Source organism: Jejuibacter sp. L23 (assembly GCF_050815825.1).
Taxonomy (GTDB): Bacteria; Pseudomonadota; Gammaproteobacteria; order Enterobacterales; family Enterobacteriaceae; genus Jejubacter; species Jejubacter calystegiae.
In genome coordinates this window covers 2,802,555-2,819,846 of the sequence record NZ_CP138199.1, presented here as the reverse complement: position 1 = coordinate 2,819,846, position 17,292 = coordinate 2,802,555, and the positions used below count along the sequence as shown (strand labels likewise).

Annotated in this window: 17 protein-coding genes; 12 read left to right on the top strand and 5 right to left on the bottom strand. The window is 59.4% G+C overall.

The genetic code is table 11. The annotated features are described in order from the left end of the window. Positions 1-105: 105 nt before the first annotated feature. Positions 106-2,151, bottom strand: a complete 2,046-nt coding sequence (paaZ, locus tag SCU88_RS13025) for a phenylacetic acid degradation bifunctional protein PaaZ (RefSeq protein WP_175340559.1) — start codon at positions 2,149-2,151, stop codon at positions 106-108. Positions 2,152-2,440: 289 nt separating this feature from the next. Between paaZ and paaA the strand changes: the two genes are divergently transcribed. From paaA to paaK, 10 genes are read left to right on the top strand one after another with little or no spacing between them, the layout of a single operon-like run. Further along, the gene (gene paaA, locus SCU88_RS13020) at positions 2,441-3,376 is read left to right on the top strand and encodes a 1,2-phenylacetyl-CoA epoxidase subunit PaaA (RefSeq protein ID WP_175340558.1); all 936 of its coding nucleotides are present in this window, start codon (positions 2,441-2,443) and stop codon (positions 3,374-3,376) included. A gap of 11 nt (positions 3,377-3,387) precedes the next feature. Further along, positions 3,388-3,675, top strand: a complete 288-nt coding sequence (gene paaB / locus SCU88_RS13015; protein ID WP_138099255.1) for a 1,2-phenylacetyl-CoA epoxidase subunit PaaB — start codon at positions 3,388-3,390, stop codon at positions 3,673-3,675. Positions 3,676-3,683: 8 nt separating this feature from the next. Further along, complete coding sequence (gene paaC / locus SCU88_RS13010) at positions 3,684-4,439, top strand: 1,2-phenylacetyl-CoA epoxidase subunit PaaC (RefSeq protein WP_175340557.1); 756 nt, start codon at positions 3,684-3,686, stop codon at positions 4,437-4,439. Positions 4,440-4,448: 9 nt separating this feature from the next. Further along, positions 4,449-4,940 carry a 1,2-phenylacetyl-CoA epoxidase subunit PaaD gene (paaD, locus tag SCU88_RS13005; protein WP_138097670.1) on the top strand — a complete coding sequence of 164 codons (492 nt, stop codon included), beginning with the start codon at positions 4,449-4,451 and terminating at the stop codon, positions 4,938-4,940. Between the two features lie 7 nt (positions 4,941-4,947). Beyond that, positions 4,948-6,006 carry a 1,2-phenylacetyl-CoA epoxidase subunit PaaE gene (gene paaE, locus SCU88_RS13000; protein WP_175340556.1) on the top strand — a complete coding sequence of 353 codons (1,059 nt, stop codon included), beginning with the start codon at positions 4,948-4,950 and terminating at the stop codon, positions 6,004-6,006. 9 nt (positions 6,007-6,015) lie between these two features. Beyond that, positions 6,016-6,783, top strand: a complete 768-nt coding sequence (gene paaF, locus SCU88_RS12995) for a 2,3-dehydroadipyl-CoA hydratase PaaF (protein ID WP_175340555.1) — start codon at positions 6,016-6,018, stop codon at positions 6,781-6,783. A 41-nt stretch (positions 6,784-6,824) separates the two neighbouring features. After that, entirely contained in the window at positions 6,825-7,574 is a 750-nt protein-coding gene (gene paaG, locus SCU88_RS12990) for a 2-(1,2-epoxy-1,2-dihydrophenyl)acetyl-CoA isomerase PaaG (RefSeq protein ID WP_431810166.1), read from the top strand. Position 7,575: 1 nt separating this feature from the next. Then, positions 7,576-9,087 carry a 3-hydroxyacyl-CoA dehydrogenase gene (locus SCU88_RS12985; protein WP_175340553.1) on the top strand — a complete coding sequence of 504 codons (1,512 nt, stop codon included), beginning with the start codon at positions 7,576-7,578 and terminating at the stop codon, positions 9,085-9,087. Next, positions 9,077-9,484, top strand: a complete 408-nt coding sequence (gene paaI / locus SCU88_RS12980; protein ID WP_175340552.1) for a hydroxyphenylacetyl-CoA thioesterase PaaI — start codon at positions 9,077-9,079, stop codon at positions 9,482-9,484. The genes SCU88_RS12985 and paaI overlap by 11 nt, the downstream gene beginning before the upstream one ends. Before the next feature lie 27 nt (positions 9,485-9,511). Next, positions 9,512-10,813, top strand: a complete 1,302-nt coding sequence (gene paaK, locus SCU88_RS12975; protein ID WP_175340551.1) for a phenylacetate--CoA ligase PaaK — start codon at positions 9,512-9,514, stop codon at positions 10,811-10,813. 50 nt (positions 10,814-10,863) lie between these two features. Here the strand turns inward: paaK and SCU88_RS12970 are convergent, their stop codons facing one another. Beyond that, positions 10,864-11,205: a type II toxin-antitoxin system HicB family antitoxin gene (locus SCU88_RS12970; RefSeq protein WP_138097663.1), complete on the bottom strand. Its 342-nt coding sequence runs from the start codon at positions 11,203-11,205 to the stop codon at positions 10,864-10,866. Next, the gene (locus SCU88_RS12965; protein WP_138097662.1) at positions 11,202-11,456 is read right to left on the bottom strand and encodes a type II toxin-antitoxin system HicA family toxin; all 255 of its coding nucleotides are present in this window, start codon (positions 11,454-11,456) and stop codon (positions 11,202-11,204) included. The genes SCU88_RS12970 and SCU88_RS12965 overlap by 4 nt, the downstream gene beginning before the upstream one ends. Before the next feature lie 398 nt (positions 11,457-11,854). Here SCU88_RS12965 and paaX point away from each other — a divergent pair, with 398 nt between their 5' ends. Together paaX and paaY are read left to right on the top strand one after the other, a co-directional pair. Next, positions 11,855-12,781 carry a phenylacetic acid degradation operon negative regulatory protein PaaX gene (gene paaX, locus SCU88_RS12960; protein WP_175340550.1) on the top strand — a complete coding sequence of 309 codons (927 nt, stop codon included), beginning with the start codon at positions 11,855-11,857 and terminating at the stop codon, positions 12,779-12,781. A 9-nt stretch (positions 12,782-12,790) separates the two neighbouring features. Beyond that, on the top strand, positions 12,791-13,393 hold the full coding sequence (gene paaY / locus SCU88_RS12955) for a phenylacetic acid degradation protein PaaY (RefSeq protein ID WP_138097660.1): 603 nt from the start codon (positions 12,791-12,793) through the stop codon (positions 13,391-13,393). A gap of 45 nt (positions 13,394-13,438) precedes the next feature. Here the strand turns inward: paaY and SCU88_RS12950 are convergent, their stop codons facing one another. Then, on the bottom strand, positions 13,439-14,719 hold the full coding sequence (locus SCU88_RS12950; protein ID WP_175340549.1) for a type 1 fimbrial protein: 1,281 nt from the start codon (positions 14,717-14,719) through the stop codon (positions 13,439-13,441). A gap of 22 nt (positions 14,720-14,741) precedes the next feature. Continuing rightward, the gene (locus SCU88_RS12945; protein ID WP_175340548.1) at positions 14,742-17,291 is read right to left on the bottom strand and encodes a fimbria/pilus outer membrane usher protein; all 2,550 of its coding nucleotides are present in this window, start codon (positions 17,289-17,291) and stop codon (positions 14,742-14,744) included. Position 17,292 lies beyond the last annotated feature (1 nt).

Sequence of the window (17,292 nt, the reverse complement as noted above, 5' to 3'; positions counted from 1 at the left end):
CATAACAATCCGTTGCGCGACGCCGGTTGCATCACGCTGCCAGATTATTTGCTGGTTGTGCCAGGTTGGGGAAAAGGGCGGGCAAATCTATGCCCGCCTCATCAATCATGCAGGAAAATCGCCGTTGCGGCGTGCCACCAGGGTGAGGATACTCCACAGCGCCACCGGTTGCTGATGCTGGTTGACGACTTCGACGGCCCATTCCACCACGCCGACCGGACGATCTTCCGGGGTTTTCTGGGCTTTGGCGGTCTTCTGTTTGCAGGTCAGCCGCGTCTGAATGGTATCGCCAATCTTCACTGGTTCGATAAAGCGCAGATTATTCAGGCCATAGTTGGCGATAACCGGCCCGACGCCAGGGTCGACAAACAGCCCGGCACCGGCGGAAACCACAAAGTAGCCGTGGGCTACCCGCTCGCCAAACAGTGATTCGGCGGCGCCGATCTTATCCATATGGGCGTAGAAGTGGTCACCGCTCAGACAGGCGAAGTTGACGATATCGGCTTCGGTTACGGTGCGGCGGGCGGTGAGCAGGCTGTCGCCAGGGTGCAGATCTTCGAATTCTTTACGGAACGGATGCACCGGCGACTCATTGACCCGGGCGCCCGCCACCCACTGGCGACCGATGGCGGCCAGCATCGAGGGGCTTCCCTGAATGGCGGTACGCTGCAGGTAGTGCTTCACGGCGCGCAGGCCGCCCAGCTCTTCGCCGCCGCCGGCCCGTCCGGGGCCGCCATGCACCAGCTGCGGCAGCGGCGAGCCGTGGCCGGTGGAGCCGGGGGCCGATTCGCCATTCAGAATCTGCAGTCGACCATGGGCGCGCGCCGCCCCCAGCACAAACCGGCGGGCCAGGGCTTCATCATTGGTGACCAGAGTTCCTGCCAGGCTGCCGCATCCGGCCCGGGCCAGCGCCATGGCGTGGTCATCGTCCCGGTAGGGCATCAGGGTGGCGACCGGTCCGAAGGCTTCGCGCTGGTGCACCGCCGTGATTTCATCCGGCTGCGGGCAAACCAGCAGGGTCGGTGGGAAGAAGGCGCCAGGGCTACGGGTATCGGGCGTGCCCCCCAGCGCCAGCTGGCAGCCTGCTTCTACCAGCGCGTTGACCTGCGCTGCCACATCGTCACGCTGTTCGCTACTGACCAGCGCGCCCATTTTGACTCCTTCCTCAGCGGGATCGCCCCAGCGAACTTTGCTAAGTCGGACGATAAGCGCTTCACGTACCGCCTCAAGCTGCGTTTCCGGCACCATAATGCGGCGAATCGCGGTACATTTCTGTCCGGCTTTGGCGGTCATTTCGCGTACTACTTCGCGAATAAACAGCGCAAATTCCGGCTGTTGTGCAGTGACGTCACTGCCCAGTACGCAGCAGTTCAGGGAATCCGCCTCCATGGTGAAGGGGATCGATCGCGCCACCAGATTGGGGTGGCAGCGCAGCTTCTGACCGGTGGCCGCAGAGCCGGTGAAGGTCACCACATCCTGCTCTTCCAGATGGTCCAGCAGATCCCCCGCGCCGCCGCAGATCAGGCTGATGGCGCCGTCCGGTACCAGATCGCTGTCGACAATGGCGCGGACCATCGCCTGGGTGAGCTGGGCGCTGGCGGTGCCGGGCTTCACGATGGCGGGCATACCGGCAAGCCAGGTGGGAGCCAGTTTTTCCAGCATTCCCCAGCATGGGAAGTTAAAGGCGTTAATGTGCACCGCCACGCCGTCGCGGCGGGTCAGCACGTGACGGGCCGCGAACTCCCCCTGTTTTGACAGCGGGATAAGTTCATCTTCGGGCCACAGCTGGTCGTCCGGCAGTTCGCGGCTGCCCATACCGGCATAAGCAAACAGCGTGCCGATACCCCCTTCAATATCCACCCAGCCGTCGGCGCGGGTGGCGCCGGTCTGGGCTGAAATCTCGTAGAAACTCTCTTTATGGGCCAGCAGGTGTTTGGCCAGTGCTTTCAGCATGGCGGCGCGCTGAACAAAGGTCATCGTCCCCAGGGCACTACCGCCGCGTTCAATGGCGTAGCGCCTGGCAGCGGCCATATCCAGCCCATCGCTGGAAACCTGCCACAGCGCTTCGCCGCTAATCGCATGGCGGATGGTACGCCCCTCACTGTTACCGCACTGCCAGACGCCCGAAAGATAACTGGCTAACTGCTGCATAGTTTGCTCTCCATTAAATGTTACGTAAAAACACAACAATAGTTGTTTTGTGAATCATAAAAATCAAGCTGCCATTTAATGTTTTATTAACAATGTGATTTACCGCCGCTTCGCTCACCTAAGCAACTTAATGATAAATAGGATTTTTATGATATTTATCGTGATTGCGCTCACAGAATGCCAATACATTCTTTGCTCATACGATTAACTTATTTGTAACTTTTCCATTGTGAAGTGATTCATTTTGAATTTATTTTTATTAAAACTGGAATCATAAAGGGGTGGTGCCGTGACGAACCAACAACAACGCCGTTTTGAGGCCGATATCGCCGGGGAACGCGCCATTGAACCTCAGGACTGGATGCCGGATGACTACCGTAAAACGCTTATTCGCCAGATCGGTCAGCATGCCCATTCCGAAGTGGTGGGCATGCTGCCAGAGGGTAACTGGCTGACCCGGGCGCCCAGCCTGCGCCGTAAGGCTATCCTGCTGGCGAAGGTGCAGGATGAAGCCGGTCACGGTCTTTACCTTTACAGCGCGGCAGAAACCCTGGGCTGCGCCCGGGAAGATCTCTATCGCAAGATGCTGGAAGGGCGGATGAAGTATTCGTCCATCTTCAATTACCCGACCCTGAACTGGGCCGATATTCCGGTTATCGGCTGGCTGGTGGATGGCGCGGCCATTGTTAACCAGGTGGCGCTGTGTCGAACCTCCTACGGTCCTTACGCCAGGGCGATGGTGAAAATCTGTAAGGAAGAGAGCTTTCACCAGCGTCAGGGGTTTGAGGCCTGCGTGGCGCTGGCTAACGGCAGCGATGAACAGCGCCAGATGTTGCAGGACGCCATTAATCGCTTCTGGTGGCCGTCGCTGATGATGTTCGGCCCTGACGATGCCAGGTCGCCCAACAGCGCCCGCAGTCTGGCCTGGAAAATTAAACGCCATACCAACGATGAACTGCGTCAGCGCTTTGTGGATAACACCGTTCCGCAGGTTGAAGCGCTGGGAATGACGGTGCCGGACCCGGACCTTGCCTGGGACGCGGCCAGCGGCCACTACCGCTTTGGTGAAATCAACTGGACGGAACTGAATGAGGTCATTGCCGGACGCGGTATCTGTAATCACGAACGGCTGGCGGCGAAGCGCCGGGCCTGGGACAAGGGAGCCTGGGTGCGCGAAGCGGCGCTGGCCTGGGCCGAAAAACAGCAGCGTACCGACGCCGCCTGAGGAGAACCATGATGAGCAAAGAGTACTGGCCGCTATATGAGGTCTTTGTCCGTAACCGCCAGGGGTTGTCGCACCGTCACGTTGGCAGTCTGCATGCCGCCGACGATCAAATGGCGCTGGAAAACGCGCGCGATGCCTATACCCGGCGCAGCGAAGGCTGCTCCATCTGGGTGGTGCGGGCCAGCCAGATCGTGGCTTCCCAGCCGGAAGAGCGCGGCGAGTTTTTCGACCCGGCGGACACCAAAATCTACCGCCATCCAACCTTCTACACCATTCCCGATGGCATTGAACATATGTGAGGTGGCCCATGCAACACAGTGACACAATCGCCAGCTACAGCCTGCGGCTGGGCGACAGCAGCCTGATTCTGGCCCAGCGCCTGTGCGAATGGTGCGGCCATGCTCCGGAGCTGGAAATCGACCTGGCGCTGGCCAATATCGGTCTGGATCTGCTGGGTCAGGGGCGCCATTTGCTGAGCTATGCGGCGCAGCGGCTGGGAGAGGGCGATGAAGATACGCTCGCCTTTGGCCGTGACGAACGTCAGTACAGCAATCTGCTGCTGGTGGAACAACCTAACGGTGATTTCAGCGACACCCTGGTGCGTCAGTATCTGATGGATGCCTGGCATGTCGCGATTTACGAGCGGCTGATCCACAGCCGTGATGAAACGCTGTCGGCCATTGCCGCCCGTGCCATTAAAGAGGTGCGTTATCACCTGCGCTTTAGCCGCGGCTGGCTGATTCGCCTGGGCAACGGTACTGAACTTTCCCACACCAAAATGCAGCAGGCGCTGGATGAACTGTGGCGCTTTAGCGGCGAACTGTTCCAGGCGGATCAGCTTGAAATCGCGCTGGCGGAGCAGGGCATTGCGGTGGACTCCCGTACCCTGCAGACCCCCTGGCGCCAGGAGGTGGAACAGGGGCTGCGGGAAGCCGGATTGCGTGAGCCGGACGAAGCGGGATACCGCACCGGCGGTCGTGCCGGGCTGCATAGCGAACATCTGGGGCCGCTGCTGGCAGAGATGCAGTATCTGCAACGCAGCTATCCCGGCCTGAGCTGGTAAGGAGGGGCGATGAACCTGACCCTGACGCCGCCGCAAACCCGCGAGGTCTGGGCGCTGCTTTCCACCATCAGCGATCCGGAGATCCCGGTACTGACCATCACCGATCTCGGCATGGTACGCAGCGTGAAGCACGACGGGCGCGGCTGGCGTATCGGCTTTACGCCCACCTATTCCGGTTGTCCGGCCACCGAAACGCTGATGGCGGAGATCCGCACGGTTCTGGAAAGTCGGGGCTACGGCCCGGTAGAGGTGACCGTACAGTTACACCCGGCCTGGACCACCGACTGGATGAGTCCCGATGCCCGGCGGCGGTTACGGGAATATGGCATCAGCCCGCCGGTGGGGCATAGCTGCCACGCCCTGATGCCGGAGCGGGTCCGTTGCCCGCGCTGCGCAAGCGTTCAGACCCAGCTTATCAGCGAATTTGGCTCCACGGCCTGCAAGGCGCTGTGGCGCTGCGAAAGCTGCCGGGAACCCTTCGACTATTTCAAATGTATCTGAGGTGGCCATGACGACCTTTCATGCCCTGACAGTGGCGAATATCGAGCCGGAAACGGCGGAAGCGGTGGAGATCACCTTCGCGGTGCCCGAGGCGCTGGCGCGGGATTACGCCTGGCGTCCCGGCCAGCATCTGACGCTGAAAGCCCGGATTAATGGCGAAGAGTTGCGGCGCTGTTACTCCATTTGCCGGGCGCCGCGAGCCGGTGAAATTAGCGTGGCGGTAAAAAGCATTGAGGGTGGGCGTTTTTCCGGCTACGCCCTGCGAGAGTTGCAACCGGGTGCCAGTCTGGAGGTGATGGTGCCCCAGGGCAACTTCGGCTACCGGCCAGACCCTGCGGTGCGCGGCGACTATCTGGCGATTGCCGCAGGCTCAGGCATTACGCCGATGCTGGCGATTATCGAAGCGACGCTGGCGACCGAGCCGGAAAGCCGCTTTACCCTGATTTATGGCAACCGCTCCAACGACAGCATGATGTTCCGCCAGGCGCTGGCGGACCTGAAGGACCGCTGGCCCCAGCGCCTGCAACTGCTATGGATCTTCAGTCAGGAGAGCACCGAAAGCGCGCTGTTTCATGGCCGCATCGACGGTCAGAAGCTCTATGCGCTGGGCGAACAGCTACTGGATTTTTCGCGTTTTGATCGTGCCTTTATTTGCGGCCCCCAGGCGATGATGGAGCAGGCCAGCGCAACGCTGGTGGAACTGGGCATGGCGCCGGACACTATTAATATCGAACATTTTAATACGCCGGGAACTGGCGGCCCGCGGCGAACGGCCGGCGCGGCGCAAGGCACCCGGGTCACCCTGCGCCAGGATGGCCATCAGCGCCAGATTGTGCTGGCCGCAGAGGATGAAAGCATTCTGGATGCCGCCCTGCGTCAGGGGGCCGATCTGCCTTATGCCTGTAAAGGCGGCGTCTGCGCTACCTGTAAATGCCGGGTGCTGCAGGGCGAAGTGGAAATGGCGGTTAACTACAGTCTGGAGCCGGATCAACTGGCGGCAGGCTACATCCTGAGCTGCCAGGCGTTGCCAAAAGGCGATGGCCTAGTGGTGGACTTCGACGTTTAAGGGGGCGAGGTGACGCAACTGATTAGCGAGCGTCAGGGGCGGGTGTTGACCCTGACCCTGAATCGTCCACAGGCGCGTAACGCCCTGGACAATGCCCAACTGGAAAGGCTGGCGACGGCGCTGGAACAGGCCAGCGGCGATGAAAGCATCGGCGCGGTGGTAATTACCGGCGCCGGACGCGGCTTTGCCGCCGGGGCCGATCTTAAAGAGATGGCCAGCCGGGATATGGTCGCCACCCTGCAGGATCCGCGCCCCGGACTGTGGGCGCGCATCGACGGCTTTCCCAAACCGCTGCTGGCGGCGGTTAACGGCTATGCCCTGGGCGCCGGTTTCGAACTGGCGCTGCTGAGCGACATGGTGGTTGCCGGTGAAAACGCCCGCTTTGGTTTACCGGAAATCACCCTGGGCATTATGCCGGGGGCGGGCGGCATCCAGCGCCTGCTGCGCGCCGTAGGCAAGGGGCTGGCCAGCCGCATGGTGCTGAGCGGCGAACCCATCGACGCCCGGGAAGCCTGGCGGGTGGGGCTGGTGGCCCAGCTATGCCCGCCGGATCTGACCCTGGAGTATGCGCAGCAGTTGGCGCAGCGTATCGCCGAACGGGCGCCGCTGGCGCTGCAGGCGGCAAAACAGGCGCTGCGTCAGGGCCAGGAAGTGGGGCTCAGCCAGGGGCTCAGCATTGAGCGTCAGTTATTTACGCTGCTGGCCGCCACCGACGATCGTCAGGAGGGCATTCGCGCCTTTCTGGAAAAACGAACTCCGAAATTTACAGGACGCTGACCGTGGATGAGCTGATTACCCGTGATGTGCAGCAGGGCGTGATGACCCTGACCTTTAATCGCCCCGAGCGACTGAACAGTTTTAATGATGCGATGCACCTTCAGTTAGCCGAACAGCTAACTCAGGCGGAACGTGACGCGGAAATTCGCTGTCTGGTGCTGACCGGTGCCGGTCGCGCGTTTTGCGCCGGGCAGGATCTTAACGATCGCAATGTGGATCCCGATGCCGGCCCCCCGGACCTGGGGCTGTCGGTGGAGCGTTTCTACAATCCGCTGGTGCGCCGTCTGGCGCGCCTGGAAAAGCCGGTTATCGCTGCGGTGAACGGCGTGGCGGCGGGAGCCGGGGCCACCCTGGCGCTGGGTTGCGATATCGTCATTGCTGCCCGTTCCGCCAGCTTTGTGATGGGCTTCAGCAAGCTGGGGCTGGTGCCGGACAGCGGCGGCACCTGGTTTCTGCCGCGCCTTGCCGGGCGGGCGCGGGCCATGGGGCTGGCCATGCTGGGCGATAAGCTAAGCGCTGAACAGGCGGAAAGCTGGGGCATGATCTGGGAAGTGGTGGACGATGCCGCGCTGAGCGACCGGGTTCAGACACTCTCCCGCCATCTGGCGACGCAGCCCACCCTGGGGCTGGGGTTGATCAAAAGGGCGCTGCTGGCTGCCGAACAGCAGGGACTTAACGCTCAGCTCGACCTGGAGCGTGACTACCAGCGGCTGGCCGGGCGCAGTGCCGACTACCGTGAAGGTGTGGCCGCGTTTCTGGCCCGTCGTCCGCCGCAGTTTACCGGGAGGTAAGATGAACATCAGTGAACAGGCCGTTATCGGCGTGGTGGGCAGTGGCGCCATGGGGGCGGGCATCGCCCAGGTGGCGGCCAGCCATGGTCATCCGGTACGCCTCTACGATATTTCGCCACAGGCGACCCGTCAGGGCATTGCCCGTATCGATAGCGCGCTGGCTAAGCGGGTGGCGAAAGGGAGAATGGCAGAGACGGAACGCCAGGGGATTCTGGCGCGTATCCAGGGGGTGGGCGAACTCAGCCAACTGGCGGAGTGCCGGGTGGTGATTGAGGCGGCGCTGGAGCAGTTGGAAGTCAAACAGCAATTGCTGGCGGAACTGGCGAACCTCTGCGATCCCGGAACCCTGCTGACCACCAATACCTCATCCATTTCGATTACCGCTATCGCCAGCGCCGTACCGGATCCTGGCAGGGTGGCGGGATTCCACTTTTTTAATCCGGCGCCGGTCATGAAGCTGGTCGAGGTGGTCAGCGGGCTGGAAACCAGCGAACAGACGGCCTCTGCGTTGTGCGAACTGGCGCAGCGCTGGGGCAAAACGGCGGTACGCTGCCAGGCCACGCCGGGGTTTATCGTCAACCGGGTGGCGCGACCGTTCTACGCCGAGGCCTGGCGGGCGCTGGAACAGCAGGTGGCGCCGCCAGAGGTGTTGGACGCCGCGTTGCGTGAGTCCGGCGGCTTTCCCATGGGGCCGCTGGAGCTAACCGATCTGATCGGCCAGGACGTGAACTTCGCCGTCACCTGCTCGGTATTTAATGGTTTCTGGCAGGATCGCCGCTTTCTGCCGTCGCTGCATCAGCAGGAGCTGGTGCTGGGGCGGCGGCTGGGGCAAAAGAGCGGTCAGGGGGTTTATGGCTGGCCGCGAAACCCGTCGGCGCTGCCGTTTGTTGCGCCCGAGCCTGCAGCGGCCTCTGCACGGCAGATCCGGCGTAGCCGGGAAGGCTGGTTTGCCGGGCTGGAGGCGCTGGTCGCACCGATCGCCATTAGTGACAATGTCACAAATAAGGCGGTTATCGAACTGGACGATGATGTCGTGTTGATGTTGTCCCGGGGCGACAGCGCGGGCGCTGAAGCACAGCGGCTGGGGCGGGCGGTGGTACTGCTCGATCTGGCCGCCGACTATCAGCGTTCGCCGTTACTGGTGGCCGCCGCCGCGCCGCAAAACCCCCCGAACCAGACCGCGAAGGCCCTGCATCTGCTGCAACAGTGGGATAAACAGGTGCTGCTGATTAACGATTACCCCGGCATGCTGGTGTGGCGCACGGTCGCCATGCTGGTGAATGAAGGGCTGGATGCCCTGCAAAAAGGGGTAGCCAGCGAACAGGATATCGATACTGCCCTGCGACTGGGGGTGAACTACCCCATGGGGCCGCTGGCCTGGGGGGCGGTACTCGGCTGGCGCCGGGTACTGGACATTCTGGAACGGTTGCAGCGCCACTACGGTGAAGAGCGTTATCGACCCTGTTCACTGCTACGCGAACGCAGTCTGATGGAGCAACCTTATGCACAGTGATCCCTGGCAACAGGCTCGTGAGATGTACGCCCGCGACAACTGCGCCCGGGCGCTGGGCATCGAAATAGTGGAAATGGACGATGGCTATGCGACGTTAACGATGACCGTAACTGAGACGATGCTTAACGGTCACGGCACCTGCCACGGCGGACAGCTGTTTGCGCTGGCGGATACCGCCTTCGCCTACGCCTGCAACAGTCAGGGGGTGGCGGCGGTGGCGGCCGGGTGCAGCATCGATTTTCTGCGCCCGGCGCAGGCCGGAGATGTGCTCACCGCCACGGCCCGGGCACGCCATCAGGGACGACGGACCGGCGTTTATGATATTGAGATAATAAACCAACAGGCAAAAGCGGTGGCGCTGTTTCGCGGTCGCGCCCACCGACTGAACGCCGGATAACAATTATTCACCTGTGAGTACCCTACAATGACAACAGATCCCATTGAAACCGCGTCTCTGGACGAGCTACAGGCGTTGCAGACCCGGCGCATGAAGTGGACGCTGGAGCACGCTTATCGCAATGTCCCTATGTATCGTCGCAAGTTTGACGCCGTTGGAGTGCACCCCGACGACTTTAAACAGCTGAGCGATATCCGGCTGTTTCCCTGCACCACCAAGCAGGACCTGCGCGACAACTATCCGTTCGACACTTTTGCGGTGCCGATGGAGCAGATAGTGCGGATCCACGCCTCCTCCGGCACGACGGGTAAACCCACGGTGGTGGGCTATACCCAAAAGGATATCGATAACTGGGCCGATATCGTGGCGCGATCGCTGCGCGCCGCTGGCGGTACGCCGCACGACAAGGTGCATGTCTCCTACGGCTACGGGCTGTTTACCGGCGGTCTGGGAGCCCACTATGGCGCTGAACGACTGGGGGCGACGGTGATCCCGATGTCCGGCGGGCAGACCGAAAAACAGGCCCAGCTGATTCGCGACTTCCGGCCGGATATCCTGATGGTGACCCCTTCCTGGTGTCTGAACCTGATTGAGGAGCTGGAGCGCCAGATGGGCGGCGACGCCAGCGGTTGCTCGCTGCGGGTGGGGGTATTCGGCGCCGAGCCCTGGACTCAGGGCATGCGGGCGGAGATCGAACGGCGGTTGGGCATTACCGCGCTCGATATCTACGGACTTTCAGAGGTGATGGGGCCGGGGGTGGCGATGGAGTGCATCGACTCGCTGGACGGGCCGACTATCTGGGAAGACCACTTTTATCCGGAGATTGTCGATCCCGCCAGCGGGGAGCCGCGGGCCGACGGCGAGCAGGGGGAACTGCTGTTCACCACCCTGACCAAAGAGGCGCTGCCGGTGATTCGCTACCGCACCCGGGATCTGACCCGCCTGCTGCCGGGAAGTACGCGCACCATGCGCCGTATGGATCGCATCACCGGGCGCTCTGACGATATGCTGATTATTCGCGGCGTTAATGTCTTCCCTTCACAGCTGGAAGAGGAGATTTTCAAAATCGAACATCTGGCGCCTCATTATCAACTGGAGGTGCACCGCCATGGTCATCTGGATTCGCTGGCGATTAAGGTGGAGCTGCGCGAAAGCAGCCTGACGCTGAACCAGGAGCAGCGCTGCCAGATCTGTAATCACCTGCGGCGGCGGATTAAATCGATGGTTGGCATCAGTACCGATATTGCTATCGTTAACTGCGGCTCGCTGCCGCGTTCGGAAGGGAAAGCGTTGCGGGTCGCGGATTTGCGCCCGGCGGCGAATCAGTAAATATCCGCCCGGCATCCTGTGACTTCTGTATGCCGGGCGGGTAATGCACGCTATGCGTGTTTTTTAAGTACCAGGTCAACGCCTTCATTCAACATTTCATTAATGGACATCCCCGTAGCCTGTGCGGCGATAGTCAGTGCCTGATGGCGCTCCGGGGTCAGGCGGGTTGTCACCTTACCGCTAAAAGATTTATAGGGGGCTATTCCATCTTTACGGCATTCATCAAGGAATATACGCAGTGATTCTTCGCCTTCTTTTTTTAGCTCATCTACGCTCCTGGCGTAGAAATCGGCGCCGCCATTGAGCCCGGTAAATTCACCGCGGAACATCTCAATTTCAGGGTCAAAGGTGATGATTGCCTGATGGCCGTCGATTTTAAGTATATTGATCATGGTCTTATTCCTAATACATCTAACCATATCCTGATAGCGTTTACTGCTCCCTTGTCGGTGGTTGGCCTTGGGTGCGGGCGGTGAAATATCCGTTTTTCACCCCGTAATAAAACAGCAATTCTTGAACCTTCACGTTCATGGATCTCTGCCCCGAGAGCAATAAACAGAGATTCAATCTCTGACCATTTTATCGATCCACTCACCGGGTGTTTGAACAGATCGGACAGCGTCTTTTGATGTCGTTTGTTCATAAAGGGATAGTATCAAAAAATGACACCATGACGCAGCTTACAGCCAAAGTATAGCGTTAATATGATGAAGAGTGATGGGGAACACAGACAGATTCTCGTCCATCTGATTATTCCCTTCAGGGGCGGGTATTGTCATCGTAAGATGTTACAAAAAAATCCCCGCCGTTAAAGGCGGGGTAGTCGTTTCACAACACTCGAAACGGCGTCAGATGACAACCGCAAACCAAACGTTAGTTGAGCGTTCACCGCCTCGCCATTCCTGGCGCGGGTTTTTATCAGACAATAGTTGAATCTGTGAACCATATCACATCTGGATGACGGCATAATATAATGATTTAACACTGTTTTTAGATACCATGATTCATTATTGAATTTGATGCGCTTCAGGATGTATCGCAATGAGCAAACTGGACAACTTTTTACAGCAGGCGCTGAATGCCGGCTCCATTAGCGGAACCTCGTTGATTATCTCTCTGTATGGCGATGCGCTGCTGCATCGCGGCGGCGAGGTCTGGCTGGGTAGCCTGGCGACGCAGCTGGAGGGGCTGGGCTTTGGCGAACGCTTTGTGCGCACTTCGCTGTTTCGTCTGAATAAAGAGGGCTGGCTGGAGGTGGAGCGGGTCGGGCGTCGCAGCTACTACCGGCTGACGGAGTCGGGGCGCCGCCAGGCCAGGCGCGCGGAAAGCAAAATCTACCGCGCCGCTCAGCCGGAGTGGGACGGTAAATGGCTGCTGCTGCTGTCGGAAGGGCTGGAGAAAAACCGGATGCTGCAGGTAAAAAAAGAGCTGATGTGGCAGGGCTTTGGAACGCTGACCCCGAACCTGATGGCGTCGCCTTCCCAGCGGATGGCGGAGGTGCAAAGCTTTCTGCATGAGTGTGGGGTAGCGGAAAACGTTATCTGCTTCGAGGCCACGGCGCCGCTGCCGCTGTCGCACAGCGCCCTGAAATCAAGGGTGGAGAGCTGCTGGCAACTGAGCGATAAGAATGCGCACTACGGCGAATTTATCGACACCTTCCGGCCACTACTGCCGCTGCTGCGCGAGGCGGGCGATGAACTGACCCCGGCGCGCAGTTTTAATCTGCAACTACTGCTGATTCATTTTTACCGGCGGGTGGTACTGAAAGATCCGCTACTGCCGGACGAGCTGCTGCCGCCGCACTGGCTCGGCCAGAGCGCGCGCCAGCTGTGTATTAATATCTATCAACGGACCGCGCCCGGCGCGCTGACCTGGGTCAGCGCCAACAGCGAAACCACGGTGGGCGAACTGCCGCCGCCGGGCAGCGGCTGGTTCCAGCGTTTTGGCGGCCTGCAACCGCCGGAATAAGGAGGTCGAATGCCGATATATCAGATAGACGGGCTGACGCCTGTAGTGCCCGGCGACAGCTATGTTCACCCTACGGCGGTATTGATTGGCGATGTCATTCTGGGCCACGGCGTGTGGGTCGGCCCCAATGCTTCGCTGCGCGGCGATTTCGGACGCATTGTGGTGAAAGACGGCGCCAATATTCAGGATAACTGCGTGATGCACGGCTTTCCCCAACAGGAAACCCTGGTAGACGAGGAGGGCCACGTCGGCCACGGCGCCATTCTGCACGGCTGCCATATTGGTAAAAACGTGCTGGTGGGAATGAACGCGGTGGTGATGGATGGCGCGCAGATAGGCGCCAACAGTATTATCGGCGCCGCCGCCTTTGTGAAGGCGAAGGCGGAGTTTCCCGAAGCCAGTCTGATTCTGGGCAGCCCGGCCAGAGTGGTGCGTGCGCTGCGCCCGGAAGAGATCGACTGGAAGCGGCGCGGCACGGCGGAATACCAGGCGCTGGTGCTGCGCTGCCAGCAGACGCTGCATCAGGTAGAGCCGTTGCGTGAGGTGGAGCCGGATCGCAAAGCGCTGGTGTTTGATAAGGGGCTGGCGGCGAAATCGGAGCGGAAAGACTGAATGAAGTCCGCGCAGCACCGGGGCTGCGCGGATTGGCCAGGCCGGTTATTCATAGAATATGGTGAACTCGACGGCGGCGTTGGCGGGGCCCGCTTTTAGCGGGACGACAGTACCGCTGGCCGAGGTCTGACGAATGCGCGAATAACGGGCCCGTAATGGAATGGTATAGCTGGTAGCGTTGCTGCCCAGGTAAAACTGATTCAAAAAGGCTTTACCGCGCCAGTCGTAATTACTTTCAGCCAGCGCGTTGCTTAAGCCCATGCCTGCATTTTGAAGAGAGATATCATGTATCTCAATGCAAACGCCTTCAGCGCCATTGGCGACCGCATCGGTTTTTACGCATGTATCACCGCCGTAGGTGTAACCTTTTTCATTAACCGGATCCAGACGATAGGCAATAACGGTGGGATACCAGGGGTCGCCCACAAAAGTATTACTGCTGCCTTCACCAGCCCAGCTATTAGTGGCGCCGGTAAAGCTCAAAAAATCTTCGTAGCGACCAGCCATTACCGGGCAATTGATAAGCTGAATATTGAACTCCTTCCAGGGGGAGCTCCAGGTCACCTGTTGTATCTCTTCGGTTATCTCGTATTCGCCTAATTGCACATAGACATCCGGCGTCTGGCAGCTACCGGCAACCACATTAAGAGAGCCGCTGATACGGATGCGCTGGCCTTTAACATTAAAGTCTGCCGCCATATTTTCACCCGGTTGGGCATAAGTGATAATGGCAGGAATATCAATGGGTAGATTCCAGGTTCCGGCTGGAATATCCCCGGTTTTCACCAGCGCCAGATAGAAGTAGCCTAACCCTATGTTCAGGCTATTTGCATAGGGCAGCTCGCTGTCCGATGTAACGCTTTTTTCCTGGGGGAGAGAGCGGGCAATGGTGTTGTCCCGCCAGACCAGACTGTATCCGATACCAGGCGTGCCGGTTTCATAAATGTCATAGCCGTTAAGTTGCCCAACGGCAGCCGGTGCGCCATTTTCAAATTCAATTTTAGTCACCACGCTGAAGCTCTCTTTGGTGCCCGAATTTGATGTGCAGTTACTGTAGGTGGTGGACATGGCGCCGATATTGGTTATCCGCTGTGAAAATAGCTCGCTGCCAAAAGGCAGATCGCGCAGCGCGCTGACGGTCACGCTGCTGGAAAGAATGGGAACATTGAGTTCCACATAATCCGGTGGCGTGCCAACATCGACGCCATTGACTCTCGGAACGGTACAGGTCACCAGCGCGCTGGCCGACGCGCTGTAAAGTAAAGCGCCTGCGATCAGCGCGCCAGTGGCGCTGGCCTGGCGTAAAAATCCGTGTGGTATCCGCATGGTCTTTTTCCTTAAATCGGGATCAACGCGCCACGCAGCGGCCGTTGAGGGTCAACATGCCGCTATTGTTCGCTTTAGCGCGGTTCGGTAACTGGTAATTCAGCAGGCACTGCTGATGCGGCGCTTCGCCCCAGCGAACCTTCAACTGACCGCTCTGCTGGGCCAGGCGGGCGAAGATGCGTCTTCCCTGGCCTACTACGCCCACGGCGTTCTGTTCGCCGTCAAATACATCCGCGCCGAACGGTACGTGACTGTCGTTATCCAGCACGATCAGGACCGGCGTACCCATAGTGGTGCCATAGCTGAGCTTAACCACGGCGCCGCTGTAGGGCGCCACTTTCTGACTGGTCAGATTCAGCTCCACATCGTCGGGTAACCCTTTGGGATCGATGCTGATTTCATTCATCTGCCAGGCGTTAAGATAGGGCACTACCGCATAGCCGAAGCGATCGATCCTGACGCCGGGATAGTTGCTGACGGCGGCGCCTTTGGCGCCTTTCGCTTCCACCAGCGCCATGGTATCGCCGCTGTAGGGTGACAGCGTAACGCCGCCGCTGTGCAGCACGGCGGTTCCGTTCATGCCCAGCGAGTAGTTATGGTAGTGTTTGCCCGCCCCGGCAGAAGCCTGTAGCGTGGTCCAGGGGGTGCGCAGCGAACTGTTAAAGGCGCCGCTACTGGAGCCGCCCTTATTGGCGTTAGCGGCGCTGACGCTATAGCTCAGCGCGTTGTTTTCCAGCGCGGTGCCGCTCAGACCCACCTGTTCGCGCAGTCGCCCGTCGTTATCCCGGTTCAGGTTGACCGACATCTGGCTAAACAGGCTGTCGCTGGAGAAGGGGATACTCATACTCAGCATATAGCGGGTTTCGTATTCGCCTTCGCCGTTACGGTTGCGGCTGGCGCTCAGGCTGTAGTTGATACGGCCAATATGGTTGTTATAGCCAAACTGGTACTGGCGATCGCTACCGCGCTGATTCCAGTAGTCCTGCTGATACAGACTGGCGTAAAAGTTTCCCCAGCCTTCCGGCAGCCGCTGGTTGGCGGTTAACCCCAGGCGGCTTTTGGGCCGGTACAGTTCTATCTGGCGATCGTTATTATCCATCGCTTCGCGTAGCTGCATGGCGGTCATAAAATCCATATAGCCTTCGGTAGAGAAGCGATAAGCCGCCACGCTGATATTGCTGCCGGTCTGCTGAATCATATGGCTGTATTTAAGCTGATAGCTTTCGCCGGACATCGAGCGGCCAAAGCTTTCATACTGTTTCGGCAGCGTACTTCTGGCGTGGGTGACGTCGAAGGAAAAGGCGCCCACAGGAGTGCCTACGGCCAGCCCCAGCTGGGCCGCCTTATAGTCTTCGTTGCCCTGAATGCCGCTATAGGCCGTAAAGCGGTTGGAAAGCCCGCGGCGCCAGGTGAATTCGACGAGCAGGGGCTCATCCTCGACCCAACCCTTACGCAGATGGCCGACGGTGGCGCTGTAGTGAGTAATGCCCGGTCGTAGCAGGTTACTGGTCGAGGCAAAGGGGATGCTCTGGCGCTGTACTGAACCGTCGGCCTCTTCGATAATCACTTCCAGATCGCCGCCGTAACCGGTAGGGTAGAGATCGTTAATTTCAAAGGCGCCCGGCGCCACCGTGGTTTCATACAACAGGCGATTCTGCTGCATCACCTTTACCCGGGCGTTGGTTCTGGCGATACCGGTAATTAAAGGCGCATAGCCGCGCTGGGAGTCAGGCAGCATTTGCTCGGCGTTGGCTAACTGAATACCGCGAAAGGCGAGGGTATCGAACTGTTCGCCGGTGGTATGGGCGTCTCCCAGGGTTAAACGACTGCTTAATGGCACAATATCGCGCTGCACGTAGGTATCCAGCGACTGATAGCGGCGGCCGGCATCTTCCTGCCAGCTCAGACTGCCGTTATGGCGAAAATACCAGCCCATAATATTAAAGCCGCTGTTAATACCGGCATAGAGCGCGTCGCTTTCGTTATTGCGGGTCACGCTACGATAAAAGTTGGCGTTGTAGTTCAGAATACCGGCGGTAATGCCCTGATCCCACAGCGCCGGGTTAACGTAGCCGCGCGGGCGCTTAATCAGATAGATATCGGCCACCGCCAGGGAGAGCATCTGTTCGCCGGTATCCAGATCGAATGACGCCTCCGGCAGAATCTGGTCCACGGGCAGACACTGGTCATCGTCGGCGCCATTCAGTAATTCCAGCGACGCTTTCGAGAGTTTCTCGATATTAATTTCCAGATTAATAAAGGTCTTTTTAGTCAGGCAGATTGCGCCGTCCGGCAGGGCGCCAGAGCCGTCCGACACCTGCAGGTCGTAGCGCCCCATAGCGACGCCATTAATCAGCACCTCGACGTTATATTTTCCAGGAACCGGTACGCCTTTCTCATAGCGGGCAATATCGATCCGGCTTTTGCTGTCGGGGCTCATAAAGTTGGTATTAAATTCGACAAAAGAGGCATCAGCGGCCTGGGCGACAGGAAAATATGCCGTAGCAATGGCAATCGCTAACGGGCAAAGCTTCAGCGTGCCGTTGATCTTAAGGTTAAGGTTCCGTTCCATA

What these genes read in the sequence shown, in the direction of transcription:
- paaB (WP_138099255.1), top strand. Translation starts at nt 3,388, where the DNA reads ATGAGCAAAGAGTACTGGCCGCTATATGAGGTCTTTGTCCGTAACCGC.
- paaD (WP_138097670.1), top strand. Translation starts at nt 4,449, where the DNA reads ATGAACCTGACCCTGACGCCGCCGCAAACCCGCGAGGTCTGGGCGCTG.
- paaY (WP_138097660.1), top strand. Translation starts at nt 12,791, where the DNA reads ATGCCGATATATCAGATAGACGGGCTGACGCCTGTAGTGCCCGGCGAC.
- SCU88_RS12965 (WP_138097662.1), bottom strand. Translation starts at nt 11,456, where the DNA reads ATGAACAAACGACATCAAAAGACGCTGTCCGATCTGTTCAAACACCCG.
- SCU88_RS12945 (WP_175340548.1), bottom strand. Translation starts at nt 17,291, where the DNA reads ATGGAACGGAACCTTAACCTTAAGATCAACGGCACGCTGAAGCTTTGC.
- SCU88_RS12970 (WP_138097663.1), bottom strand. Translation starts at nt 11,205, where the DNA reads ATGATCAATATACTTAAAATCGACGGCCATCAGGCAATCATCACCTTT.
- SCU88_RS12950 (WP_175340549.1), bottom strand. Translation starts at nt 14,719, where the DNA reads ATGCGGATACCACACGGATTTTTACGCCAGGCCAGCGCCACTGGCGCG.
- paaC (WP_175340557.1), top strand. Translation starts at nt 3,684, where the DNA reads ATGCAACACAGTGACACAATCGCCAGCTACAGCCTGCGGCTGGGCGAC.
- paaZ (WP_175340559.1), bottom strand. Translation starts at nt 2,151, where the DNA reads ATGCAGCAGTTAGCCAGTTATCTTTCGGGCGTCTGGCAGTGCGGTAAC.
- paaG (WP_431810166.1), top strand. Translation starts at nt 6,825, where the DNA reads ATGACCCTGACCTTTAATCGCCCCGAGCGACTGAACAGTTTTAATGAT.
- paaK (WP_175340551.1), top strand. Translation starts at nt 9,512, where the DNA reads ATGACAACAGATCCCATTGAAACCGCGTCTCTGGACGAGCTACAGGCG.
- SCU88_RS12985 (WP_175340553.1), top strand. Translation starts at nt 7,576, where the DNA reads ATGAACATCAGTGAACAGGCCGTTATCGGCGTGGTGGGCAGTGGCGCC.
- paaE (WP_175340556.1), top strand. Translation starts at nt 4,948, where the DNA reads ATGACGACCTTTCATGCCCTGACAGTGGCGAATATCGAGCCGGAAACG.
- paaX (WP_175340550.1), top strand. Translation starts at nt 11,855, where the DNA reads ATGAGCAAACTGGACAACTTTTTACAGCAGGCGCTGAATGCCGGCTCC.
- paaI (WP_175340552.1), top strand. Translation starts at nt 9,077, where the DNA reads ATGCACAGTGATCCCTGGCAACAGGCTCGTGAGATGTACGCCCGCGAC.